This is a genomic window from Pseudomonas sp. Q1, assembly GCF_009935975.1.
Lineage (GTDB): Bacteria > Pseudomonadota > Gammaproteobacteria > Pseudomonadales > Pseudomonadaceae > Aquipseudomonas > Aquipseudomonas palleroniana.
The window spans coordinates 285,009-306,534 of the sequence record NZ_QODI01000008.1 but is presented as its reverse complement, the minus strand read 5'-3'; the positions used below and the strand labels follow the sequence as shown (position 1 = coordinate 306,534).

General features: G+C 58.1%; 26 protein-coding genes and 1 pseudogene. 22 read left to right on the top strand and 5 right to left on the bottom strand.

Annotated features, from left to right (window positions below; all coding sequences use genetic code 11):
• Positions 1-272 (bottom strand): hypothetical protein (locus DK870_RS15285; protein ID WP_218580521.1); only part of this gene is annotated, 272 nt, incomplete at its 3' end.
• Between the two features lie 841 nt (positions 273-1,113).
• On the opposite strand from DK870_RS15285, the gene DK870_RS15280 reads away from it, so the two are divergent.
• The 11 genes from DK870_RS15280 to DK870_RS15230 all read left to right on the top strand — a co-directional run bounded on the left by DK870_RS15280 (position 1,114) and on the right by DK870_RS15230 (position 10,751).
• Positions 1,114-1,860 (top strand): hypothetical protein, encoded by a 747-nt coding sequence (locus DK870_RS15280; protein WP_161549035.1) that lies wholly within the window; start codon positions 1,114-1,116, stop codon positions 1,858-1,860.
• Positions 1,861-1,979: 119 nt separating this feature from the next.
• Entirely contained in the window at positions 1,980-2,210 is a 231-nt protein-coding gene (locus tag DK870_RS15275) for an AlpA family transcriptional regulator (protein WP_161549034.1), read from the top strand.
• A gap of 4 nt (positions 2,211-2,214) precedes the next feature.
• Positions 2,215-3,057: a ParA family protein gene (locus DK870_RS15270; RefSeq protein WP_161549033.1), complete on the top strand. Its 843-nt coding sequence runs from the start codon at positions 2,215-2,217 to the stop codon at positions 3,055-3,057.
• A gap of 85 nt (positions 3,058-3,142) precedes the next feature.
• A complete protein-coding gene (locus DK870_RS15265) occupies positions 3,143-3,352 on the top strand; it encodes a hypothetical protein (RefSeq protein ID WP_161549032.1) in 210 nt (69 codons plus the stop codon).
• A gap of 14 nt (positions 3,353-3,366) precedes the next feature.
• Complete coding sequence (locus DK870_RS15260) at positions 3,367-4,950, top strand: ParB family protein (protein WP_161549031.1); 1,584 nt, start codon at positions 3,367-3,369, stop codon at positions 4,948-4,950.
• On the top strand, positions 4,947-5,495 hold the full coding sequence (locus DK870_RS15255; protein ID WP_161549030.1) for a DUF2857 domain-containing protein: 549 nt from the start codon (positions 4,947-4,949) through the stop codon (positions 5,493-5,495). Before DK870_RS15260 ends, DK870_RS15255 begins: the two co-directional genes overlap by 4 nt.
• A complete protein-coding gene (locus DK870_RS15250) occupies positions 5,492-6,679 on the top strand; it encodes an STY4528 family pathogenicity island replication protein (protein ID WP_161549029.1) in 1,188 nt (395 codons plus the stop codon). Before DK870_RS15255 ends, DK870_RS15250 begins: the two co-directional genes overlap by 4 nt.
• 143 nt (positions 6,680-6,822) lie before the next feature.
• Positions 6,823-7,578, top strand: a complete 756-nt coding sequence (locus tag DK870_RS15245; RefSeq protein ID WP_161549028.1) for a PFL_4669 family integrating conjugative element protein — start codon at positions 6,823-6,825, stop codon at positions 7,576-7,578.
• Positions 7,575-8,093: a DUF3158 family protein gene (locus DK870_RS15240; protein WP_161549027.1), complete on the top strand. Its 519-nt coding sequence runs from the start codon at positions 7,575-7,577 to the stop codon at positions 8,091-8,093. Before DK870_RS15245 ends, DK870_RS15240 begins: the two co-directional genes overlap by 4 nt.
• The gene (locus DK870_RS15235; protein WP_161549026.1) at positions 8,090-8,560 is read left to right on the top strand and encodes a single-stranded DNA-binding protein; all 471 of its coding nucleotides are present in this window, start codon (positions 8,090-8,092) and stop codon (positions 8,558-8,560) included. The genes DK870_RS15240 and DK870_RS15235 overlap by 4 nt, the downstream gene beginning before the upstream one ends.
• Positions 8,561-8,783: 223 nt before the next feature.
• On the top strand, positions 8,784-10,751 hold the full coding sequence (locus DK870_RS15230; protein WP_161549025.1) for a DNA topoisomerase III: 1,968 nt from the start codon (positions 8,784-8,786) through the stop codon (positions 10,749-10,751).
• A gap of 37 nt (positions 10,752-10,788) precedes the next feature.
• On the opposite strand, the gene DK870_RS15225 is transcribed toward DK870_RS15230, so the two are convergent.
• A complete protein-coding gene (locus DK870_RS15225) occupies positions 10,789-11,046 on the bottom strand; it encodes a hypothetical protein (RefSeq protein ID WP_161549024.1) in 258 nt (85 codons plus the stop codon).
• Between the two features lie 209 nt (positions 11,047-11,255).
• Between DK870_RS15225 and DK870_RS15220 the strand changes: the two genes are divergently transcribed.
• From DK870_RS15220 to DK870_RS15205, 4 genes are all read left to right on the top strand, one after another.
• The gene (locus DK870_RS15220; protein ID WP_161549023.1) at positions 11,256-11,597 is read left to right on the top strand and encodes a helix-turn-helix domain-containing protein; all 342 of its coding nucleotides are present in this window, start codon (positions 11,256-11,258) and stop codon (positions 11,595-11,597) included.
• A 903-nt stretch (positions 11,598-12,500) separates the two neighbouring features.
• A complete protein-coding gene (locus DK870_RS15215; protein WP_161549022.1) occupies positions 12,501-13,082 on the top strand; it encodes an STY4534 family ICE replication protein in 582 nt (193 codons plus the stop codon).
• Positions 13,083-13,152: 70 nt separating this feature from the next.
• Positions 13,153-13,410 (top strand): hypothetical protein, encoded by a 258-nt coding sequence (locus tag DK870_RS15210; protein ID WP_161549021.1) that lies wholly within the window; start codon positions 13,153-13,155, stop codon positions 13,408-13,410.
• Between the two features lie 100 nt (positions 13,411-13,510).
• Entirely contained in the window at positions 13,511-13,957 is a 447-nt protein-coding gene (locus DK870_RS15205) for a JAB domain-containing protein (protein WP_256679862.1), read from the top strand.
• 115 nt (positions 13,958-14,072) lie between these two features.
• Here DK870_RS15205 and DK870_RS15200 read toward each other — a convergent pair whose 3' ends face one another.
• From DK870_RS15200 to DK870_RS15190, 3 genes are read right to left on the bottom strand one after another with little or no spacing between them, the layout of a single operon-like run.
• Complete coding sequence (locus tag DK870_RS15200) at positions 14,073-15,089, bottom strand: tyrosine-type recombinase/integrase (protein WP_161549020.1); 1,017 nt, start codon at positions 15,087-15,089, stop codon at positions 14,073-14,075.
• A complete protein-coding gene (locus DK870_RS15195) occupies positions 15,086-16,078 on the bottom strand; it encodes a tyrosine-type recombinase/integrase (RefSeq protein WP_161549019.1) in 993 nt (330 codons plus the stop codon). The genes DK870_RS15200 and DK870_RS15195 overlap by 4 nt, the downstream gene beginning before the upstream one ends.
• Positions 16,075-17,334: a tyrosine-type recombinase/integrase gene (locus DK870_RS15190; RefSeq protein WP_161549018.1), complete on the bottom strand. Its 1,260-nt coding sequence runs from the start codon at positions 17,332-17,334 to the stop codon at positions 16,075-16,077. The genes DK870_RS15195 and DK870_RS15190 overlap by 4 nt, the downstream gene beginning before the upstream one ends.
• Positions 17,335-17,473: 139 nt before the next feature.
• Here DK870_RS15190 and DK870_RS15185 point away from each other — a divergent pair.
• The 7 genes and pseudogenes from DK870_RS15185 to DK870_RS15155 form a co-directional block, all read left to right on the top strand.
• Positions 17,474-17,635: pseudogene (locus tag DK870_RS15185) on the top strand (JAB domain-containing protein); the annotation flags it as partial.
• A gap of 52 nt (positions 17,636-17,687) precedes the next feature.
• A complete protein-coding gene (locus tag DK870_RS15180; protein WP_161549017.1) occupies positions 17,688-18,434 on the top strand; it encodes an ABC transporter substrate-binding protein in 747 nt (248 codons plus the stop codon).
• Positions 18,435-18,540: 106 nt separating this feature from the next.
• Positions 18,541-19,083, top strand: a complete 543-nt coding sequence (locus DK870_RS15175) for a PilL N-terminal domain-containing protein (RefSeq protein WP_161549016.1) — start codon at positions 18,541-18,543, stop codon at positions 19,081-19,083.
• A complete protein-coding gene (locus tag DK870_RS15170; RefSeq protein ID WP_161549015.1) occupies positions 19,080-19,751 on the top strand; it encodes a chemotaxis protein in 672 nt (223 codons plus the stop codon). The genes DK870_RS15175 and DK870_RS15170 overlap by 4 nt, the downstream gene beginning before the upstream one ends.
• A 9-nt stretch (positions 19,752-19,760) precedes the next feature.
• Positions 19,761-20,480, top strand: coding sequence for a TIGR03759 family integrating conjugative element protein (locus DK870_RS15165; RefSeq protein ID WP_161549014.1), 720 nt, complete (start codon positions 19,761-19,763; stop codon positions 20,478-20,480).
• On the top strand, positions 20,462-21,010 hold the full coding sequence (locus DK870_RS15160) for a lytic transglycosylase domain-containing protein (RefSeq protein ID WP_161549013.1): 549 nt from the start codon (positions 20,462-20,464) through the stop codon (positions 21,008-21,010). Before DK870_RS15165 ends, DK870_RS15160 begins: the two co-directional genes overlap by 19 nt.
• Positions 21,007-21,522, top strand: coding sequence for an integrating conjugative element protein (locus DK870_RS15155; RefSeq protein ID WP_161549012.1), 516 nt, complete (start codon positions 21,007-21,009; stop codon positions 21,520-21,522). Before DK870_RS15160 ends, DK870_RS15155 begins: the two co-directional genes overlap by 4 nt.
• Positions 21,523-21,526 lie beyond the last annotated feature (4 nt).

The window sequence follows — 21,526 nt, the reverse complement described above, 5'->3', positions numbered from 1 at the left end:
AGGGTCGCATCTCCATCGGCGGTGTGCAGCGACAGCGGCTGGCCGGTCAGGCCGGCGACGGTCACCGCATCGGCGTGACCGGTGGTTTCATTGTTCAAGGCCCGGGTCCCGAACAACCGGGTGGTGCGGCTGAACGGCTGCTGCAGCGTGCGACTGACCAATCGACGAGCCGGAGCATCGGGGGCTGCAGGGGTGCGCAAGAAGGACAAGGTGCAGAACACGCCAGCCACCGCCGGGGTGTCGGCATGCTGGGAGAGCAAGGCGTTGGGCATCGAGCGCGATCTCCTAGTCAACACGTCTGGATAAGGTAACGAGCAGTCAGGTCTAAAACAAGCACGTAGCGCTCTTTTCAGACATGATCTTGGCATTGGCATTCAAAGGTGCTGCGGCCGATCTTGCTTAAGCCCTGCGACGGCAGACCGAAAAAGTTGGGACGACCGAAACATCACAGCTTGGACTCCTCGAATGCCACGACGTCAAGTCTTCCGCCCAACCTTCTGGACCTAAGACATGCATCATATCGATGCTAAAACAACGCTCAGACGGTGATTTGCAGGGCCAACAGTTTGGCATTGCGCTCAAGGTGTCACTGATCGCAGGGATAGATATCCTTCGCGACCAGCGCCCTGGCGATATCACACAGAACGCGAGCATCGCACAAAGCTATTTTCAGGTAAGTACCGAGCGATACACGACGCTGCTTGCCCGCCCAAGAAAGCGGAAATACCAGCTCTCGGTACCTTTCGTCTTCACCAGAAAGAACAACTCCGTCGTAGTTTGAACCGGAGAATCAGCGTACTTGGGCATTTCAGCCCAAATGAAATTGCGACTGACGGCGTGAACCCACAATGAAAAAGATGGTCCCCCCCACTGGGATCCAATACGGCAATTAGCCGAAAAATCAACGGTAAATCCCTGCGGTGCGATCCCGCCCGTCTACCTAGAAGGAGACCCTAAAGAATAAAGGCATCACTTTAGGATTTGGATAAATGGAATGACCTCATCAAGCAGAAGGTCCCAATAAAACAGTTACTGCCAGCAGTTTTCCCAGCGGGTAGGCAAGATAGGGATGCGCGAGAGGCCTTTCCATTAGAAATGGAGGTCCGTCCGCATATGTCAAATAACTTTAATCCGCAGGCTAAAATCTTCTATCGTCCCATCGACGCGGCATTGCGTTGGTGCAACCTCATTCGTTACGAAGCACAGATCGTGAGAGCGGCTTGGTCCTGTCCGGAAAAGCTCAGGATTATGTTTCCTCATTGGCCGTGCCTACAGGCCAATACCGATATAATTTATGACGCCGTTCGCAATGGCGAGTTATCGTATGGCTGCTTCGGTATTTCGGTCCCCCTGGGTACTCCCGTAGAACCCACTTTGTTGACAGTACGACACGCTGATCTACGCCAATGGATGCAAGTTTACTATCCCGATCAGAGGCCAAGCTTTCTGTTCGAGTCGAACGATGACCCACAAGACAAAATCAGCCTAGGCGTTTACTTTGCACTTCAGGCCGAGCGGGACGCCCTCCTGCGAGAGCGCGATGATCTGCAACGTCAACTCCAAAATATCGAAGTTGACCTTCAGGCCCTGGGATTTGAGCAGGAAAGTCTTAAAGCGCTGGTCAAGACGCAGGGGCAACTCAGCGATCGAAGTGAACACACCTACCTGCAGATCATAGGTGCCTTGATCAATACCCTCTTGGACGTTTCGCCCGCAGGCAAACCTCTTTCCGTGTTCAAAAGCCAAGCCGCAATCGTCGATGCTTTAACCGCGCGCCACAATGACATTCCCGGTCTCAGCAAACGAACGTTAGATGAAAAGTTCGCGGCAGCCAATCGCGCTCTCAAAAAAAACTCCTGAACCAATCATTGCACTGCAATGCAACGCGCTCGATTGCAGTGCAATGACTTCCTCGGTGTTCTGCTATTAACTACGGGTCATTGCCCACCACGCGCCAATCGACGCCAGGAGTGACCATAATGGCCAGCCAAACTTCACCCGCCGTTGAAGCAACTCATCCTCAAATCGAGCGTCACATCATGCGGCGTGAGGAGGTGGAGCGTAAAACCGGCTTCAAGCGTGCACACATCTACAGCTTGATGAAGGAAGGAAAATTCCCCCAAGCCAGACGCATAGGACTTCGCGCAGTCGGCTGGGACTCGCTGGAGATCGAACAATGGATCAATCAGCGTCTGGCGCAGCAGGCCTGATGCCATGCGTGTGGTATCAGTGGTGTCTACCAAAGGTGGAGTGGGCAAAACGACAGTAGCCGCCAATCTCGGCGGTCTGCTGGCAGATGCGGGTCTACGCGTCCTACTGCTCGATCTGGATAGCCAACCCACCCTCTCCAGCTATTACGCCTTGAGCCAGAAAGCTGTCGCTGGCGCGTACGAGCTCATTGCACTCAACTTAACAACGCCTGCACAGATTGTTTCCAAGACCGTGATTGCAGGACTCGACCTGATCATCTCCAATGACGCTCAGGGCCAGTTAAGTACATTACTGCTACATGCTCCTGACGGGCGATTACGGCTGCGCAATTTGCTCCACGATTTTCGCCCCCGTTATGACCTGCTTTTGATCGACACCCAAGGCGCACGCAGTGTGCTGCTGGAGATGGCCATTCTGGCGTGCGATATCGCCCTCTCCCCCATCACACCGGAAATGCTAGCCGCCCGCGAACTGCGTCGCGGCACTTTGAGACTGTTCACTGACCTCGAAGCATTTCGTCACGTGGGTATTACGCTGCCACCGTTGCGACTACTGCTGAACCAGGTAAATAGGATCCGAGTAGACACGCGAATGATCATCCGTGGCCTGCACGAGGCCTTCACTGAAGCTCCCACAATCTCAGTTTTAAACACCATAGTTCCAGACCGAGTGGCTTACCTCAATGCCGCCTCCCTTGGTCTACCAGCCCACCGAATCGAGACTCGCCAGTCACATGAACGACGCTCGCACTCAGTGCTGAAAACCATGCAAGCGCTGGCCATCGAGTTGTTTCCGGAATGGCGCGAAGCGATTTCTAGGATCAGTAGATACGCAGAGGTTCGATAAGGCGAACTCCGAAGACGGTATTTCGCGCCAAATCATTTTGTTTGTTCAACCTTTAGGCCAACAGTGTTTGGCGAGGAGTCTTTTGATGTTGGATCAATTTCCCATCATCGTTCAGCCATCCATTCGACAAGATCAACCATCTAGCGAGAAATACTGCACCGTGGTCTTTCGCTTGCAGCGTGGGCGCTCGGCCATGGGTTGGTTTCTCGCGGAAATGTCTCGGTATTTCGAAGGTTCGGGAACAGCTGAGATCGTTAAGTTCGAGGTCGGTGACCATTTGCGCACCCGGCGTTAATTGAGGTTGCTCCAATGAAGAAGCTCACTCAGGAGGAAATCACCAAAAAACTGCACCAAGACCACTTCCCTCGCGGTCCAGAAATGGAGCGGCTGTCCGATCCACTCACTGATACGCCTATGCTGATCACTCTGAAGCAGTTACGGCCCTACGAACACAACCCGCGCTTCATCCGTAATCCGTTTTATAACGACATAAAGGCCTCCATCCGTGAACGCGGGCTAGACCAACCTCCACCGATAACCCGCCGCCCGGGTGAAACTCACTTCATCATCCGCAACGGCGGCAATACGCGCTTGGCGATTCTCGGCGAGCTGTGGCAGGAAACCCGCGACGAGCGTTTCTTCCGCATCCATTGCCTGTTTCGACCCTGGACCGATGAAATCAGCGCGCTACTCGGTCATCTGGCCGAAAGCGATCTACACGGTCAGCTCACCTTCATAGAGCGTGCTCAGGCAGTGGCCAAACTCAAGGCCATGCTTGAATCAGATGGCGCAACACTCTCGCAACGTGAGCTGGCACGACGTCTTGCCGCTGGTGGCTATCCGATTTCGCAGTCGCACATCAGCCGGATGCTAGACACCCTTGAACATTTACTGCCCGTCATCCCACAAACCCTGTATGCCGGATTGGGAAAACCAAAAATTGAACGTCTGATTGGTCTGCGTAGCCAGGCTGAACGAACCTGGAATCGTTATCCAACCGACGCCATCGCTTTTCCCGAGTTTTGGCTCGATACCCTAGGGCAATTCGATGCCGACCCAGAGTCCTTCGACCTTGAGCAAATCCAGGATGAACTGCTCGAACGCATGAGCCGCTTACTCGGACAGTCCTACCGCATGTTGACCCTGGAGCTTGGCGATACCCAACAGGCTATTCGGACGTCCGGCGTTGTCGTCACGCCATCGGAGAACAACCCTCTGCCGAGCGCCGATGAGCCCGCGGCCGAGCCTCCTCCACCCGAGCCGCATCCCAAATCAGCTGAAACCTGGACGCAGACCGAAACAGCGCGAGAGGAACAGCTCACGCTGCCCGTAACGAATGTCGTATCAGCAGTCAGCCCTCCGTCACGTGTCCAGCAGATCCGCGGACAGATTGATCGCGCCACTGCCTCCGAACCAACAAAAACCGTCGCAACCTGTCCGATCGACGACATCTGGATCATCGCACCAACACTGGATACCCCCGAACAACTGCGCTTAGCCATCGCCGGTCTGGCTCGGGAACTGACAGCCTATGCCGGACGTCCCGAGAGCATCATCGATCAGCAGCAAGGATTGGGTTTTGCTCTAGATATGGAGCGGGCAGATCTTGCGACACCTCGTTCGACGGGCGTTCATCTTCTGCTCCTGGCCCTATTGCGCGCTCAAGACGATGTGAACTGGGAGGACCGGAAGCAACTGCCCTCAGCCCTGTTCGGGCAATTGCTATTGGGGGTCTATCAGCTCCCGCTGGCCGATCGTCCCGCCATGGACGTAGGACTGGAGCGATTGCCCGACAGCTTGTTAATTAAACTGTATCGCCTGATCCGTCTGGCCCGTCGTCTGATTGACCTAACGCTTACTCATGAAGACGATTCACCTAAGGAGTTGCCATGAACCTGTCCTTCAATGTGCTCAACCAGGCCATGTTGACGCAGGTCCTTCACGAGTTGCGCCTGGGTAATCTGCAACGCTGCAAGGCACTCGGGCTGGGTGAAGAGGACATTTACCTGTTGCAATCCTTACCGCCCAGCACGCTGTCACGCCTGGCCCACGCCACCGTCCCCTGGGTTGAGATCAAGATTGATTCGCCGGTGCTGCATCGGTTGATCGACCAGGCCGAACGCGACGAACAGAATGAGCGCCTGATCAACCGAGCGCTCAAGCTCGGTGCCAGCAGTACAATCATGTATCAGTGCTTCGGCTTGGCGCATTCGGAGACCGCCCTGCGCCGACGGCTGCTCAAGATAGAAACCCGTAAGGGCCGCCCCCAGAGCTTGAGCGAAGCGCAGGAACATGCACTCTGGCAGCGTTGGTGCCAACTACGCGCTGAGGAAGGTGCTGAGGATCAGCTCGACGCAATGATGATGTTGGCGGAGGAGCAACAGATCAGCTTGACCATCGTTTGGCAGCAGATCGACCATTACAGCAACGGAACATGAACACCGTCCCCTCCAGTCGCTGGCAGCGTATTCTGCGGCAATGCACCCAGCAGTTGAGTGAGCGCTGGCCTGCACACCCGACCACTGAACCCCCTTCCAACCAGGCGCTGCAGGCTGGATTTCTGTTCAGTGGCCAATCACACGAAGTCGTGCCGCGTCGCCTGCTGCTGGATGATCGGCTGACGCCGTTGGAACGTAATGCCTGGCAAGTCTTTCGATTCATGCTGCAAGGCCAGGGAGTGGTCACACCGCGCTATGAAGATTTGCAACCTTACCTATCGAGCGTACCCTATGGGGCATCAGCTTCCCGGGAAACCATCGCTCGCGTCTTGACGATGCTCAGGTTGACGCGCTGGCTTAGTTTGGTAAGCCGTGGTCGCGATCAGCTCAGCGGACGCCTACAAGGTTCTCTTTACGTCCTGCACGATGAACCGTTAACCCCCGCCGAAGCAATGGAGCTGGATCAGGAATATCTGGAGCTGGTTGGACACACCCTCTCTCATGCGACCAAGGCTGTGCGAATTGTCGCTCAGCATGTTTTGGGAGAAATTCGCCAAGACACGAATATCGATCTGGGTCGAATCCCCACCCGGCTCGACAGTTGGAGCGAACATCTAACCCAGCAAGGATTAGATCAGGCGACCGATGAAGCGGTACACGATTCCGAACTGGCTGGCGATCACCGCGTTCGGAATCGTGTGGAACCTCGTTCGGATTCCGAACCGGGTCTGAACGCCAAGGTTTCCGGCAGCGTTCGGAACCCGAACACTGCCTGTACTGTATTAAAAGAATGTATTTGTACTGTACCGCGCGCGACCCCAGCGGTGGACAACCTGCACTGGCCTAATCCGCTGCACCTGAGTCCGAGCGAGCGGCAGGCCGTCACCGTGACGCTGAACAAGCTGAAACCAGCGGATCGGCAGGCTGTGCTCAACGAAGCGGCCGCGCGGTGTGCGGCAGGCAGCGTCCGCAAACCGGCGGCGTATCTGATGGGCCTGATCCAGCGGGCGCTGAAGGGCGATTTCCGCCCTTGGGCAGGTCAGGCTGAGTCGTTACCCATGACAGAACCGCCACCCGCTCCCCCGCGCCAGCTTGGGAAAAAGGGCGAACCCGCCTCTGCCCTCGCCCAAGCGTGCCTGGATGAACTACGCCAGCTGCGTAGCAAACGCCCTGGACGTCAGTAGATTTGATGCCACTGGCATCACTGACGAGCGTCTCGAAAATCAACCGTCTCGAACCAAATCGAACAGACAGCATTCAGCTTTTCGGATGCCCTTTACCTTCATCTGTCGCAACTTCCCGTCCAAGCCTATGCGAGGACGACACCGTGGCCGATCACTATCAGCTTAACCTTGGCTCATTGCGCAGCAGCATCACCCTGACACTGCATACCCACCACGCCGCCCGAATTTGGCAAGGTCGAACCGCACGCGAAGGCGTCCACTCGATCATGGGTATGGCGGGCTACATCAGCGTCACTAACCTGATCAAACAGGCCGCAGCGCAGGACGATCCTTATGCCGACTGGGCGATCGTGCAGCTCGAAGAAAAATTGATGCAGGCCAAGGCTGGGATGCTGGAACTGACCCGGCAGTTGGACCGGATCAGACAAGAGCTGCCGACGCAGATCGACATGAGCGATAACCTCAACATCCACCCCGTCACCTTACCCTTGTACATCGGCAGCCAACTGGGCTTCCTCGCCGTCTACCTGCTGACTGACTACGACACGCTGGTGCGCCACACCCTGTTGGCTCATCACACCGCCTTGATTGGTCGCCGAGACATGGAAGCCTGGATAGACGACGGTGCCCATTTGCTGCGTAGCCTGTTCGGCCAGGCCCAGCGCTATCGGCATGCTGGCGTCACCCGTGATGACATGGCGGCGAACAACGCTCGTGCTCTGGCGGCAATCGAGAGAATGGGTCTCCCCCCTACAGACATCCTTGAGGGGCATCGCCGCTCCCAGTTCGCGCCACCTATTGTTCGTCGGGGTGCTGGGGCGGTAGATGACACTGACGCGTCGGCGGAGAACGCGATAGAGCCATCTGCGACAGTAGATGAGCCGGAGGACGAAGCATGAAACCCATTATCTCGACTCAGCTAATCCCCCTCGAAACACTCACACCGGATGCCTATCGACAGCTCGAACACGCTACCTCCCTAAAAGGCCTTTTAAAACCTTTTAAAGGTAAGGGGGAACTGGAATACCTGGCGCAGGTGGCGAGGGAAACCGAGGCGCAGTTACGTCGTCTGATGGACGCTGTGGTGCAGCAGGCCGGACAACCGCCTTACTCGCTGCTGGATATTCGAATGGTGCTGCAAAACACCACTGCGGGCAGCACCTTTTTGCGATGGCGCACCCGTGACTTCGCCCGTATGGGCGTTGCGGTCTGGGAACGCCAGGCCTCCAACAAGGCCTTGCCGCAAGCCGTACGCGAGGGATTGCACCGTTTCGAATGCGAGCGCATTGCACTGAACTTACAGATGAGCGTGGTGCATTCGCTCTACCGCCAGGCCTCAACCTGCGCGATCAAAATGGACAGTGCCGAACGGCTGCTGCGCCAATTCACAACCGCAGTAGAGGTATCACGATGAGTACTTTTTTTGTCGGCGAAGGCAATATCGGCAGTGCGCCAGAGTTCCAGGAATTTCCGTCAGGCAATGACGAGCCACGGCGTTTGCTGCGGCTGAATGTGTACTTCGACAACCCCGTGCCACGCGAGGGCAGCTATGAAGATCGAGGCGGCTATTGGGCGCCGGTCGAGCTCTGGCACCGCGAGGCTGAACACTGGAGCACGCTGTATCAGAAAGGCATGCGCGTGTTGGTAGAGGGCCGCACCGTGCGCGATGAGTGGGAGGACAGTGAAGACAATGCGCGGGTCACCTTCAAGATCGAGGCGCGTCGTGTCGGCATCCTGCCTCATCGCGTGCAGAAAGTGGTCATGCGGGAGCGCTCAAGTGAATCAGCCTCGTCTGCGGCTCCCGTCGGGCAGGCTACAGACCAGGCCAGCTCGCCTGCGTCGAAGTCCAAAAAGCGCAGAGGGCAGCCACCATCGGCATGACTAACTTGGAGGCATAAAAATTGCGCCTTTGCGCGAAGTTCCTGGCCTGTCATTACTCGCTGCTCGTGAAGCACTGTCGTCCACGTGATTACAAGATAGTAGCCTCACCCCCAATCAAAACTGCCCTCACCGACTAATATGAGGAACCTGCCATTCAGGTTTCTCATAGCTTGCCACTGCTGTTTCCAACAACGCTGCTCCGAACTCAACCCGGAGCAGTTCTATGCGTCTCTTTCTCTGCGAGAAACCCTCCCAAGGTCGTGACATCGCCAAGGTTCTCGAAGCCAGCCGACGTGGCGATGGTTGCTTGATTGGACGCGAGACAACCGTCACCTGGTGTATCGGTCACCTGCTGGAAACGGCCCCACCTGAAGCCTATGGCGATCAGTACAAAACCTGGTCGCTGGATGATCTGCCGATCATTCCCAAGCAGTGGAGGGTTGAGGTCAAACCCAAGACTGTCGCGCAGTTCAAAATCATCAAACACCTGCTCAGCGAAGCTACCACCGTCGTCATCGCCACCGACGCCGATCGCGAAGGTGAAATGATTGCCCGCGAGTTACTAGAGCTCTGCAACTATCGTGGTTCTGTTGAGCGCCTCTGGTTATCCGCACTCAACGAGGCATCGATTCGCAAAGCACTGTCCTCGCTGAAGTCCAGTCAGGAGACCTTCCCGCTCTATCACTCAGCCCTCGCCCGCAGCCGCGCCGATTGGCTGATTGGTATGAATCTCAGTCGTTTGTTTACCCTCCTAGGACGGCGGGCGGGCTATGACGGCGTGCTGTCGGTTGGACGCGTCCAAACGCCCACTTTGCGCTTGGTGGTTGAACGAGACCGCGCGATTGCCAGCTTCGTCTCTGTGCCGTACTGGGTGGTGGATGTGCACCTGTCCTCAATGGGGCAACCCTTCATCGCATCGTGGTTACCACCCAGCTCAGGACGTGATGAAGCCGGTCGCTGCCTGCAGCAGGCCCTTGCCAGCCAGACCGTCCAAGCGATTTTTAGCAGCAAGACCGCCACCGTAGTCTCGCTGCAGACTAAGCATTTCTGCGAAGCGCCACCCCTGCCCTTCGACCTGAGCACACTGCAAGAAGTCTGTTCACGCAAGTTGGGACTCGGCGCTCAGGAAACCCTGAACATCGCCCAAGCCTTATATGAAACCCACAAAGCCACCAGCTATCCGCGCAGCGATTGCCGCTATTTGCCAGAGAGCATGTTCAACGAGGTCGCCGCGGTATTCGATGCCCTGTTTAAAATGGATCCCGCGTTACGCCCAGCGCTCGGAAGCATCGATCGATCATTGCGCTCACGAGCATGGAACGATGCCAAGTTCACCGCGCACCACGCCATCGTCCCCACCACTGAGCCGGCGAACCTTGGGCGGATGTCTGAACAAGAGCGCCAAGTCTACGAATTGATTCGTAGCCACTACCTAGCGCAATTTCTGCCGCATCACGAGTTTGATCGAACCGAGGTCGAACTGGAGTGCGGCGCCGAGCGTTTGACTGCTGTTGGCAAACGGATCCTCGTCCAAGGCTGGAAAGGCTTGCTCTCCGACAGCACCGAAGACGATGAACCCAGTCAAAAATCCCAGGTGTTGCCCGCTCTACAACAGAGTGTGAAGTGCACAGTGGACAACGTCGAACTCAAATCCATGCGCACCGCTGCGCCCAAACCGCTCACCGAGGGCGATCTTATTAAGGCAATGAAAAATGTGGCCAAGCTGGTCAACGATCCACGCCTGAAACAGAAACTTCGGGACACCACCGGTATCGGCACCGAAGCCACACGTGCCGGTATCATTAAGGGGTTGATTGATCGCGGTTATTTGTTGAAGAAAAAACGAGCTTTGATGGCCTCCGCAGCGGCCCATACCCTGATCGAGGCGGTGCCCGCTGCAGTCGCGGATCCGGGTATGACAGCAATCTGGGAGCAGGCTCTGGATGAAATCGAAGCGGGACGTCTGACCTTGGATGCATTCGTTGCCAATCAGGCGCACTGGATTACGCAGCTGATCGCAAACTGCGGAGCGCTCACTTTGTCGGTACCGGTCGAAGCCGGGCCGGCTTGCCCCAATTGCAATGCCTCAATGCTCAGGCGTAAGGGAAAATCAGGGCCGTTCTGGTCATGCTCCCAGTACCCGGACTGCAAAGGCACTGTGCCGATCAGCAAAGGTACGCGTCGTCCATGAGGCGCCATTGGCGTTCACATGAACCCCGGGGGTGTTGTCAGTGCATCATCAACGGCGCCTGATCCTTCTCCAACTCGTCTAGCGGTCGTCCGATTTCACGGGCCAAGGCGATGCCGGTCGAAATCCATATCTGCCCTAGTTCGTTGAACGCTTTCAGGTGAGCAGGATTTTCGTTGAGCCAACGGACAAGGCTGTCGAAGTGTTCGGGGTTATCAGGGCAATCATGAATCTTGATGAACAGCTCCAGTGTTCGATCCCAGATCAGATCCATGACGTCCTTGCTCTCCTCTTCCATGCTCAACCATTCCTCAGCTTGGCCCTATCAGACCATTCATTCTCACGGGCCACCCTGGACTCTGATTCCTGGAGGAATAGAACCCACGTCGCATTACACAGCGATTTCAGCCAATATAACAACCCAATAAGTCGATACTCAACCGTTAAGGATGTTCATGTCAATGGGTCTTTGCTCAACCATTCGGGTTGAACTGGAGAACTCATCACTTGGCACATAAACATCCAACCCAAGCCCAAATCGGGCGCATGATCGCGAAACACCGGACCGAGCGTAATCTGACCCAGGAAGAGGTGGCTGAGCGCATGGGGATCGGCAGTGAAGCCATATCGCGCCTGGAGCGGGGTGTAGTGGAGCTTTCTGTGGTCAAGCTGATGCAACTGGCAGACATTTTCGACTGCCGGATGGATGAACTGCTGACGGAGTCGAGCAATCGTCCCAATGATCAAGGCCAGATGATCGCGGGTCTGCTGCGCGGACTGAAAGAAAGTGACCGCGCCTTTATCCTGGCAACTGTCGAACAATTGGCCACTCATCTTGGCAACAAGTGAGCTCATTCGCTCGCATTCGCTATAGGGACCGCTGGGTGCGTCCTCTGCCTTGACGTGATCCCACCCTCTCTGCTGTAGTAGCTTCGGATCACCGCCAACGGCGACCCAAGACCGATTCGCTCCGGGTAGCTCGGTCGGACTCTTCGAGTTCGGAGCCTTCTCTTCTGCGGAATTTCACTCCCATTTTGTGCTCGACCTGATTGTGGTGGCGGATGACCACTGTTGCCTCTGCCAGGCAATAGCGGTCATCCGCTTCGACGATCGTATTCAGTCCCGGAGCCCGCCGGGGAAACACTGGGCACCCTTTGTGCGCGGATGCGTGCCAGCAGCTTCCGACCCAGGCCACGACAAGGGTCGGTTGGCGAATCATGGCGCAGTTAAACCAAGTTTTGCGAGGAGCTTGTCGACTGCGTAAGACCGCCAAAGGTGGCTTTTCTGTTCCTCGCCTGGCACCCCGCCAGGCCCACTCTTCACTTTCTTCAATCCAGTGACTGCCATTGTATTCCGGCCTTAAAAAATCGGGTTGCAGCGTCTTGACGCTCCCCTATGACAGGCTTATACCAAGGGCGTGGTTCGCTGTCGTTGACAGCCCAGCCCAGGTAGCCAGAACCTTCAAGGCTACGCCACGTTCGTGGTGGTTTACCCAAGTGCGATCAGCGTTCGGAAGCTCGCGCGGTTACCGCTTCAGCGGTGATGAATGCCCACTACCCCATGCCTGCGGATCACCACCTCAGACGTTTTTCTGCTGCACAGCTATTCCCCCAGACGCATCGTTCTGATCGTCATCGGCTTGCCGGTGGCGAGTCGTTCATCGCTCGACTTCACCTTACCCACCCTGACGGGGGCTCACTTCCCCGTCAGGGCCTGTGCGTCGCCGTTTTCCCTTGAAACAGGAGAACCACCATGGCCCACGCCAACCAATCCCAAGAAGCGACCACTTACTTCAATCTGCACACCACCGGTATCGGTTACCTCAACCGTGTTCGTGAAGTACAAGTCCGTCGCGGCCAACCCTTCATGGCCTGCGATATCGCCGCCCTGCACGGTGCCACCGATGCCGTGGAGTACACCCGCTTCGACTGCAAGGTCGCTGGAGGCGAAGCTGAACGTTTGATTCGTCTCTACATGGACGCTGTCAACGCCGAGAAAAAGGTCTTGCTGTCGTTCCGTATCGGCGACCTGTGGATCGATCCATTTCTCTACGAGAAAGGCGATAAACAAGGCCAACCAGGCGCCAGTCTGAAAGGTCGTTTGCTGTTCATCGACTGGATCAAGGTCAACGGCACGTTCGAATACAAAGCGCCCGCCAGGCAGGAAGCAACAGCACCTGCTGAGCCAGCGCCAAACAGTGAGCCATCTCCAACATCGGCTGAGGCCGAAGCTGAGGGGACCGACGAACCAACAGAGGCTCAGGTCGAACCTGAACCTTTACCCACTCCCCGCACGGCCCGCCGTGATGCCACCCGTACCGTTCAGTCCGCCTGAACAGTCAACGATGTTCCACATCAAGGCGCTCCCTCGAGCGCCTTTTCTTCAATAGCACAGGAGAACCGACATGGAATCCTTCTGGCTTTGCGACGACTGTCTGTTCGCTACTGCTTACGAGGACTACAGCACGTTATCGCTCTATTACACGACGGATGAAATTGAGAAACGCATCGCCGGCATCCATCGAGGACTGGTTCGGCTGCTGCCCATCAGTGCCGACTTCGATCCCGAAGCCGGCTGGGGCATAAAAGCCTTTTCCCCGTTGCCCTGCGACAGTTGTGGTTCACACCTACACGGTCAACGCCATCGATTCACTCGGCTGTAAACAGCGCGTCATCGGCTAATGCCCGCGACTCTACATCCACCTCGGGGACACCACTCCCCTCGGGCGTGTACCCCTGATTGTTCCCTTCGGAGGTACCGCCATGAGCACCCAATTCACCTTGATCGAGAGCTCGGATTTCGAGGCCGATCGTATCGTCCAAGAAAACCAGCTGATCGACGAAGCGCTGCATATTCTGGATCGTCGGCTATTCACCCGCGGCCCCAACCTGACATCACCTGACACCGTGGCCTCCTACCTAAAACTGCATCTTGTGCAACAAGAGCATGAAGTCTTCGGTGTGATCTTTCTCGATGCCAAACACCGGGTGTTGGCGTTCGAAGTCCTCTTTCACGGCAGCATTGATGGCGCCAGCGTCTACCCCCGCCAAGTCGTTAAGCGTTCCCTCGCGCATAACGCCGCGGCCGCCATTTTCTGCCATTTTGTGGCGCGCCACAAAATGACTGTTATGTGCCCCGTTTTCTTATGTGTCCGAAGGCGGCGACACCGGCGTAGATCAAGCATTTCTGCCCAGTCGCAGGAGACATAACGGGTGAGCCGCCAAGACGGCGAATCCCCGCCCGATCGGCAGATGGATGGTTGTTGTGAGGCTGGACGATCAAGCGAAGCGAAAGCAAATCACCCAGCCCAGCAGCGGGTAGCGACTACAAGGACGACAGCCAGGCCAGCATTGCGGCATCGTCCTGCCACGCGGGTTTGCGCGAGCGTCCCAGGCTTGCAGCGACGGGCTCGCACAGCTCCAGTGCATCGGTCTTCATGCGGATGGTGATTTCGGCATACCGGTTGGTCGTCTCCAGCCTGACGTGCCCCAGCCAGCCCCGAATGACATTCACCTCGACGCCAGCTTCGAGCAGATGAACCGCGGTGGTATGCCGAAACACATGCGGCGTGACCCGGACCTGCGAAAAGGGCCTGGCCGAGGCCTCCCAGGCCTGCGCAAGGTGGCGGATGCGCTTGTAGATACCGAAGCGGGTCATCGGCGCTCCGCCCATCCCGACGAACACCGACTCGGCTGGCCCCAAGGAGGCGGCGCGTTCGTCCAGCATGGCTTGCAAGGCCTTCGCCGTCTGGCTCCACAAGGGGCAGGTCCGCCACTTCGAGCCTTTGCCCAGCAATCGAACCTGGGCGGGCGACTGCAAATCGAGCTGGCCGACCGTCAACTGGGCCACTTCGGAGACACGCGCCCCCGTGTTGTACAGCAGCATCAAGAGCGCGCGATCGCGTATCGAGAGCCTGTCCTGAGCGGGAATGCTGGCGAACAAGGCTTCGACTTCATCGCGTGCCAGGAACTTCATCTCCGGCAGAGGGCAGCGCTTCATCGGAATGGCCGCAACCTTTGCGCAGGACGGTAGCATCTCGGGGACTGTGCGGCCGATGTACTCGTAGAGCGCGTGCAGCGCCGCCAGGCGCTGGTTGCGCGTGCTGATGGCGTTGCCACGTTCGACCTCCATGTTGCGCAGGAAAGCTAGCACCACGTGGTAGTCCAGATGTTCCAGCTCCAGTTCGCTTACGCCCCGGTGATGCGCTCCGGCGACGAAGACCAGAAACAGGCGCAGGCTGTCGCGGTAACTGCGGATAGTGCTGGGCTGTAAGCCCTTGTGCCGGGGAAGGTAGTCCAGGATGTAGCCATGGATGACCGATGAAAAACTCTGGAGTTTCATGGCGCCACCTCTTCGGCAAGCAACGGTGCAAAGACCTCGAAGCGCTGGTTGGCAGCACTGAGCAGGTCACTGGTGATGGTCAGGTACACGGCCGTGCTGGCTGGGTTGAGGTGCCCGAGGAAGGTCGACAGGTGATGCAGGCGATCGGCAGGCGCAATCCCCTGGCGATACCACCTCAGCAGCGTTCGGACTGCAAACGAATGACGCAGTCCGTGGACATGCGGTCCGAAGACGCCGGCCGGGACATCCAGAGCCAATTGCGGCAGGAGGTCATCGCGGAACGTATTGCGGATGCTGTTCGTGCTGATGGGATCTCGTCCATTCCAGGAGAACAGGAAGCAGGCACCCGCGCAGGTATAACCTCGGGCCTCGCGTAGGACCAAATAGCCGCGCAGCCTGGCGGCCAGCTTGGGGCCGAATGGCACCAGCCTGTCCTTGCCAAACTTGGTGTTTCGGATCTCCAGGACTTCGCGCTCCGGGTCCACGTCGCCCCATTGCAGGCGGGCTACCTCGCTAACCCGAAGGCCGAGGCCGGCCAGCAAGGCGAAGATCATCTCGTAGGTGGCGCCCCGCAGCGGCGCGCGCGAGTTGTCCTGCAATGCCTTGGCATGGACCAGCAGTTGTCGGATGGCCTCGGGCGGGAACAGGAAAGGCAGCCGCCGGGCCGTCTGCGGCTGCGCCCTGGCTTGTACAGGGGACGCCGCGAGCAGCTGCTGACTGACGATCCAGTCGAACAGCCGTCGCACATTGCCCAGCAAGTTGTTGTAGCTGCGTGGGTTGGTGCGATGACGGGAGACCAGGAAGGCCTGCAGGCATCCGGCATCGATCGCCTCAATGCTGTCGATGCCTTGCTCATCCAGGAACCGGTCGAGCAGACGCAGTTGGCGGTCTTCGTTGGCGAACTTGCATCCCATGGCCCGCTTGGCACGCAAGTACTGTTCGATGTGAGATGCGAGGGGGCTGTGAAAACCATTCCAGTGGGAGGTCATAACACGTCCTCCGCGGTTGCGATGACCAGTTCGCGCAGCTTGTGCAGCGCCACCTTGCCGTAGACCAATGTGGAAGCCGGGTTGCGGTGGCCAACGTAGTCGCCGATGACCTTGAAGGGGACGTCGGCCTCGACGAGATGCTGCACACAGGCGTGGCGCAGGGTGTGCGATCCCGCTCGGGATACCTGGATGCCGGCGGCTCGTAGCCGGATGCCGACCATCGATGAAACCGTGGCGTGCTGCATGGGCGCGTAGGGCGACTTGACCGTGAGAAAGGCTTGGCGATGTACCACGTCGGTGCGTCGAACCTGCAGATACTCAATGACCGCTTCGCCGGCTGTCGCCGAGAGTGGATAGCGGGTCGAGTGCCCACCTTTGCGCATGGGAATACTGACCTGGGCGTGCTTCCAGTCGAAGTCGTCCAGGCAGAGGGCCGCGATCTCCCTGGCACGCAGCCCATAGCTGGCCAGCAATACCAGAATGGCATAGTCGCGCTTGCCCAGGTCCGAGCGCCGGTCGATGCTGGCAAGCAGTCGCTTGACATCCTCCCAGCGAATGGCGCGAGGAATGGAGGCCTGCCTGTAGCTGCGCCCGCGCGGCACACCGTGCACGAGATCCGTGACCACCATGCCCTCTCGGTGCAGATAGCGGAGAAAGACGCGCAAGGCCCCTGCGCTGTTGAGCATGCCGGATTTGTGTAGGGTTTTTGCGCGCTCGCTGAGGAAATCGGTGATGCAAGCAGGCGTCAGTCCGGCCAAGGCGATACCGGCTTGCGCTAGGTACGACTCGAATGGACGCAGCGTGTAGATGTAATTGTGCAGCGTGGTACGGAGCAACCCCTTCTCCTCCACCAGAAAGGTGAAGAAGCCCGGGACGGAGACGGAAAACGGCATGGCGGGCTTATTGCTCGGTCGCGTGTAGCCGGACAAGGCCACGCACAACATCCGCTCCACGGGAATACGGCTTTGCGCGACAACTGCCGCCCTGTCCTGGGCGTTCTTGCACCAGCCGCCATGTTCGGCCTTCCATCGTTCGACGAAAGGATCGACATGATCGGGAAGCTCCTGCAACTGCGTAGCGCCTCTTGCGATGGCGAAATCGTTGAAGTGCGCGAGCGCCCGGACATGCTGCCGAACCGTGTCATTGGACGTGTGCTGCTCGTCGAGCGACTGGACGTAACGCTCGATCTGCGGGCCCAGCCACAGGGCCTTGATGCGGTCAATCGCCTTAAACGACCGAAAGTGATGTTCCAACATGACAACCACCTCTCTAGAAAAGCGAAGGAGATGTCATGCTGCGCTTGGCCTGCGGTTATGTGCCCTGATGCTGGGCCGAAATCCTTGATCTACGCCGGTGTGGCTACCTTCGGGCACATAAGAAAACGGGGCACATAATGTGCATAACCACCCCTCAGGTTGTACAGAACCCAGCCAGGCGGATCACGTCTTGACTGCACGGTTGAAAGAGGCCTTGGCCTTGATCGAAGTGCGCGTACTGGATCACTTCATCGTGGGTGAAGGTCGTCCTCTCTCTCTTGCCGAACATGGCTGGCTTTAACCCTCACAGGCGTCTTCGGGCGCCTTGTTCATTTTCATTCTGGAGAACCTTCATGAACCCCACACACCAAGCTGCAGCCCTGCTGACGGCCTCAAACCCATTTGCTCGCGGTTACGACAACCTACATATCGAACGGCTGCTACTGATCACCTACGAAGACGACTGCCCTCCCTGCTTTCGACCCGTGCATGACGCACAAGCCCATCTGCCCGACGACGAGCTGCAACTGTTCCCCTGCCTGTTCAATGACGATTTCGCCTTGATCAGCGAAGGCCAATCCATTTCGGATGATTTGGATGAACGCTGCCAGTCCACCGGGCAAGTGCGCCAAGTAATCTACGCTGTGATGGGCGAAATGCTCAACGAGCGGCATCACCTCGGTGATCTGTACTCCCTGGAAGAAGCCCAATCCATGGTCCATCGCTTGAGCTTCGAAACGGGACACTACAGTCGAGCCTGGGAAATCAGTACCGCGCACCTTCCCGAAGAAGCGATGCTTTATCTGGAAGAATGGGTCAGTCACTTCGCTTCGCGGCAAACTGGCCTCTTGTTCGAACTGTTCGCGTTGCCGGATTGCTGCGGTATCGGATGCAAACTGATCGGCACGCCATGGACGGACGACAACCTGCTGAACATTGAGAGCCAGCCTTATTCAACCCTGAGACAAGAGCAGCTCGACGCCGGCACGCCGGAAGCTTTGGTCAACGTACTGTATCTGGCGGCATTGGCGGATGTGCGATTGTTGATCTTCGACCCCGAAGCTGCCGTCTTGGATGGGCTCGCCGTTTTTGATGAGTAACAACGCGTTCGGTTTTAACACGACCCGCCTTGAATCAACTTTCTCACTGAATCGCTCCTGCTTCTCATGTCAGGTTCTGAACTGAATCTGACATGAGGTTTTTTCCATGGAGCGTTTTTTCACGCCTGTCTGCCTGCTGGGTTTGTTGAGCGCCTGCACCGCGCAAATCCCCACTCCATTGCCGACCCATCCAACAATCGACAGTGGCTCCAATCGGGCCCAGCACTCGAAGGGTACAGCCGAAGGAAGCCATTCGGCAGAGCTTAGTTATGGCCGCTACACGCTGGTCAGCACCGAGCCCACCACGGAACAACGCGATCTTCTTGCCCAAATCATTGACGTGAGCATCCCGTCCAGCCTGAACCCTTCGGTGCAGGATGCATTGCAGTACGTATTGCAGCGCTCGGGCTATTCGCTCTGCCCCGTTACCGCGTCCGTGAGGGTGCTGTTTACTCGGCCCCTGCCCGCGGCCCATTACCGGCTCGGCCCGATCTCTTTGCGCCGCGCGCTGCAAGTGCTCGCTGGCCCCGCCTGGCAACTCACGACCGACGAAGTCAGCCGTTCAGTCTGCTTCGAACAGCAGAAAACGGAGGCCGGCGTCGCGCTGATCACACCCGTCTCGCCCCATCTGTTGGAGGCACGCCCATGAGAGCCTCGACGTTTCAAACCCTCATCATTGGCCTGCTTTGCTTGGCGGTCGCCGGCCTGAGCGGTGGTTTGTATAGCCAGTATCAACGCGTGGCCGAACTGCAGAGCACGAACACGCAATACCGACAAACCCTGGACACCCTGCAACATGATTCAAGCGCCCTCAAGGACGCCCAGGAGAAGCTGCAGTACGCGCTGAAAGACCTGAAGCAGATAGTCGATACTGGTGGGCAACAGGCCAATACCCTCGATCCGATGTTGGATCAGTGGGCGCAAGAGATACAGGAACTGCGCGATGGTCTCGCAGCCCGCGCCACCGCAGCGGACATGACCGCGCTACGCGCACGCCTTGAGCACGTCGAGCAGCAGTTTATGGAGCTTAAGAGTCCGCCATCAACCTCACCACCGACGCCTTCCGTGACCAAGCCAAAACAGACGGCTCGCCCCAAGCCCGCGCCGCTCTCGCCACCGTTCTCAGTGTTCAGCGTCGAGTCCCGCGGGGGTGAGCGTTTTCTGGCGGTCGCACCTCATGACAGTCGCTCACTCATGGATGTTCGGCTGCTGCATAGCGGCGAGCAATTGGGCGCCTGGCAGTTGAAAGTGCTGGAGCCAAACTCAGCCATCTTCGCGGTGGCGGCTCAGCCAGATCAGACCGTGCACCTCCCTTGAGAAGTGATCATGAACAGAACGCTACTGCCCGCCGTTGTCTGTCTCGCTTCGCTACTGGCCATGGGCGCTGCGGTGGGCAACCCCGTCGCGACACAGTCACGGATCCAGGACACGCAGTCCGCTCCCCTGGGGCGCTCTGACTCTGAACAGGCGGCGAGCTGGGGTCTGACGGAGCAGGAGTGGACGCGCTTCGAACAGATCCAAGCCGGCCCGCGCGGATTCTGGAGCCCGAACCTCGATCCGTTGACCGCACTCGGGGTCGAAGCCCACACCGACCAAGAGCGCCAGCGCTATGCCGAATTACAGGTAGCGCTGGAAGCCAAACGCGCCGAGCGCGAGTTGGCTTACCAAAACGCTTACACCGCGGCCTGGACCAAGCTGTTTCCCGGGCTGCTGCCGATCCAGGGCATGGCGTCCCCACCCCCTGCCAGCTCATCGGTCATGCCGCGCCAGGCCCTGTTTGTGGAGGACCACTGCCAGGCGTGCACCGACGAAGCGCAGCGTCTGCAAAGCAGCGACACGGCGCTCGATATCTACCTGGTGGGCAGCCAAGGCCAGGATGAACGCGTCCGTCGCTGGGCTCGGCAAGCGGACATCGATCCGGTCAAGGTCCAACGCCAGCAGATCACCTTGAACCATGACCGTGGTCGCTGGTTCAACCTGGGTGCCCCGGGGCCATTGCCTGCCACATTTCAACAGGTGAATGGACAATGGCAACGCCTCGACTGAGTGGTATTGCGCTCATGCTGACAATGCTCGCCGTCCAGGCTGACGAACTTCCGCCTCCTGCCTACCAATTGGCGGCGCATGACGCCGACATCCCTTCTACGGTGCTGTTCGCGATTGCCCTGCAGGAGAGTGGTATCCGCGTCCGTGGTCGACTGCTGCCCTGGCCTTGGACCCTGAACATCGCCGGAACACCCTACCGCTTCGCCACTCGCCAGGCCGCCTGTCACGCCTTGCTTCAGGCGCTCGCCCTGCATGACTCCAAGCGGGTCGATGTCGGTCTTGGACAAACCAACCTGGGTTACCACGGCCAACGTTTTTCCAGTCCCTGCGAAGCCCTCGATCCCTACCGAAATCTCGCCGTAACCGCCGCGCTGTTGCAGGAGCATCACGCCGCCACCGGTGATTGGGTGTCAACTGCCGGACGCTATCACCGCCCGGCAGGAGGAGCGCCGGCCGCACGTTACCGCGCCGGTTTTTCCCGGCAACTCGAACGGTTGCTGGCTTCCTTCGAACAGGGCACATCGCTATGAAGCCCATATCTCTTACCTGTTATTTCCTCCTGCTCTTGGCACCGTTCGCCCAGCCGGAGCTAACCATAGCTGGGGGGCAGCCCAGCGACTTCAGCCGGCCCCATTTTCAAGTTTCCAGACCGCCAATAAACAACAGGACCCAGCCTGATCGGGCCATGCATGCGGACCTGTCCACGTTTGCCGATGAAGCCTGGATACTGCCCGTCCGCAGCTCTCACTTGAGCCCCGGCCAGATCACGTCTCGCGCCCTGAGCATGCCGGGCTTACAGCCATTTTTCCTGGTTGGTGACGATCCCCAGTCGCTGACTTGGCTGCGTCAACGCGCTCCTGAACTGCAGGAAATGGGCGCGGTGGGCCTCGCCGTCGAAGTGGTCGATAATGAAGCCCTGGCCCGGATTCGAGCAGCTGCTCCAGGCATCACCATCCTGCCGGTCAACGGTAACGACATCGCCACCCGCCTGCAAATTGAGCACTATCCCGTCTTGATCACTGCCACCTCACTGGTACAGTGAGTCC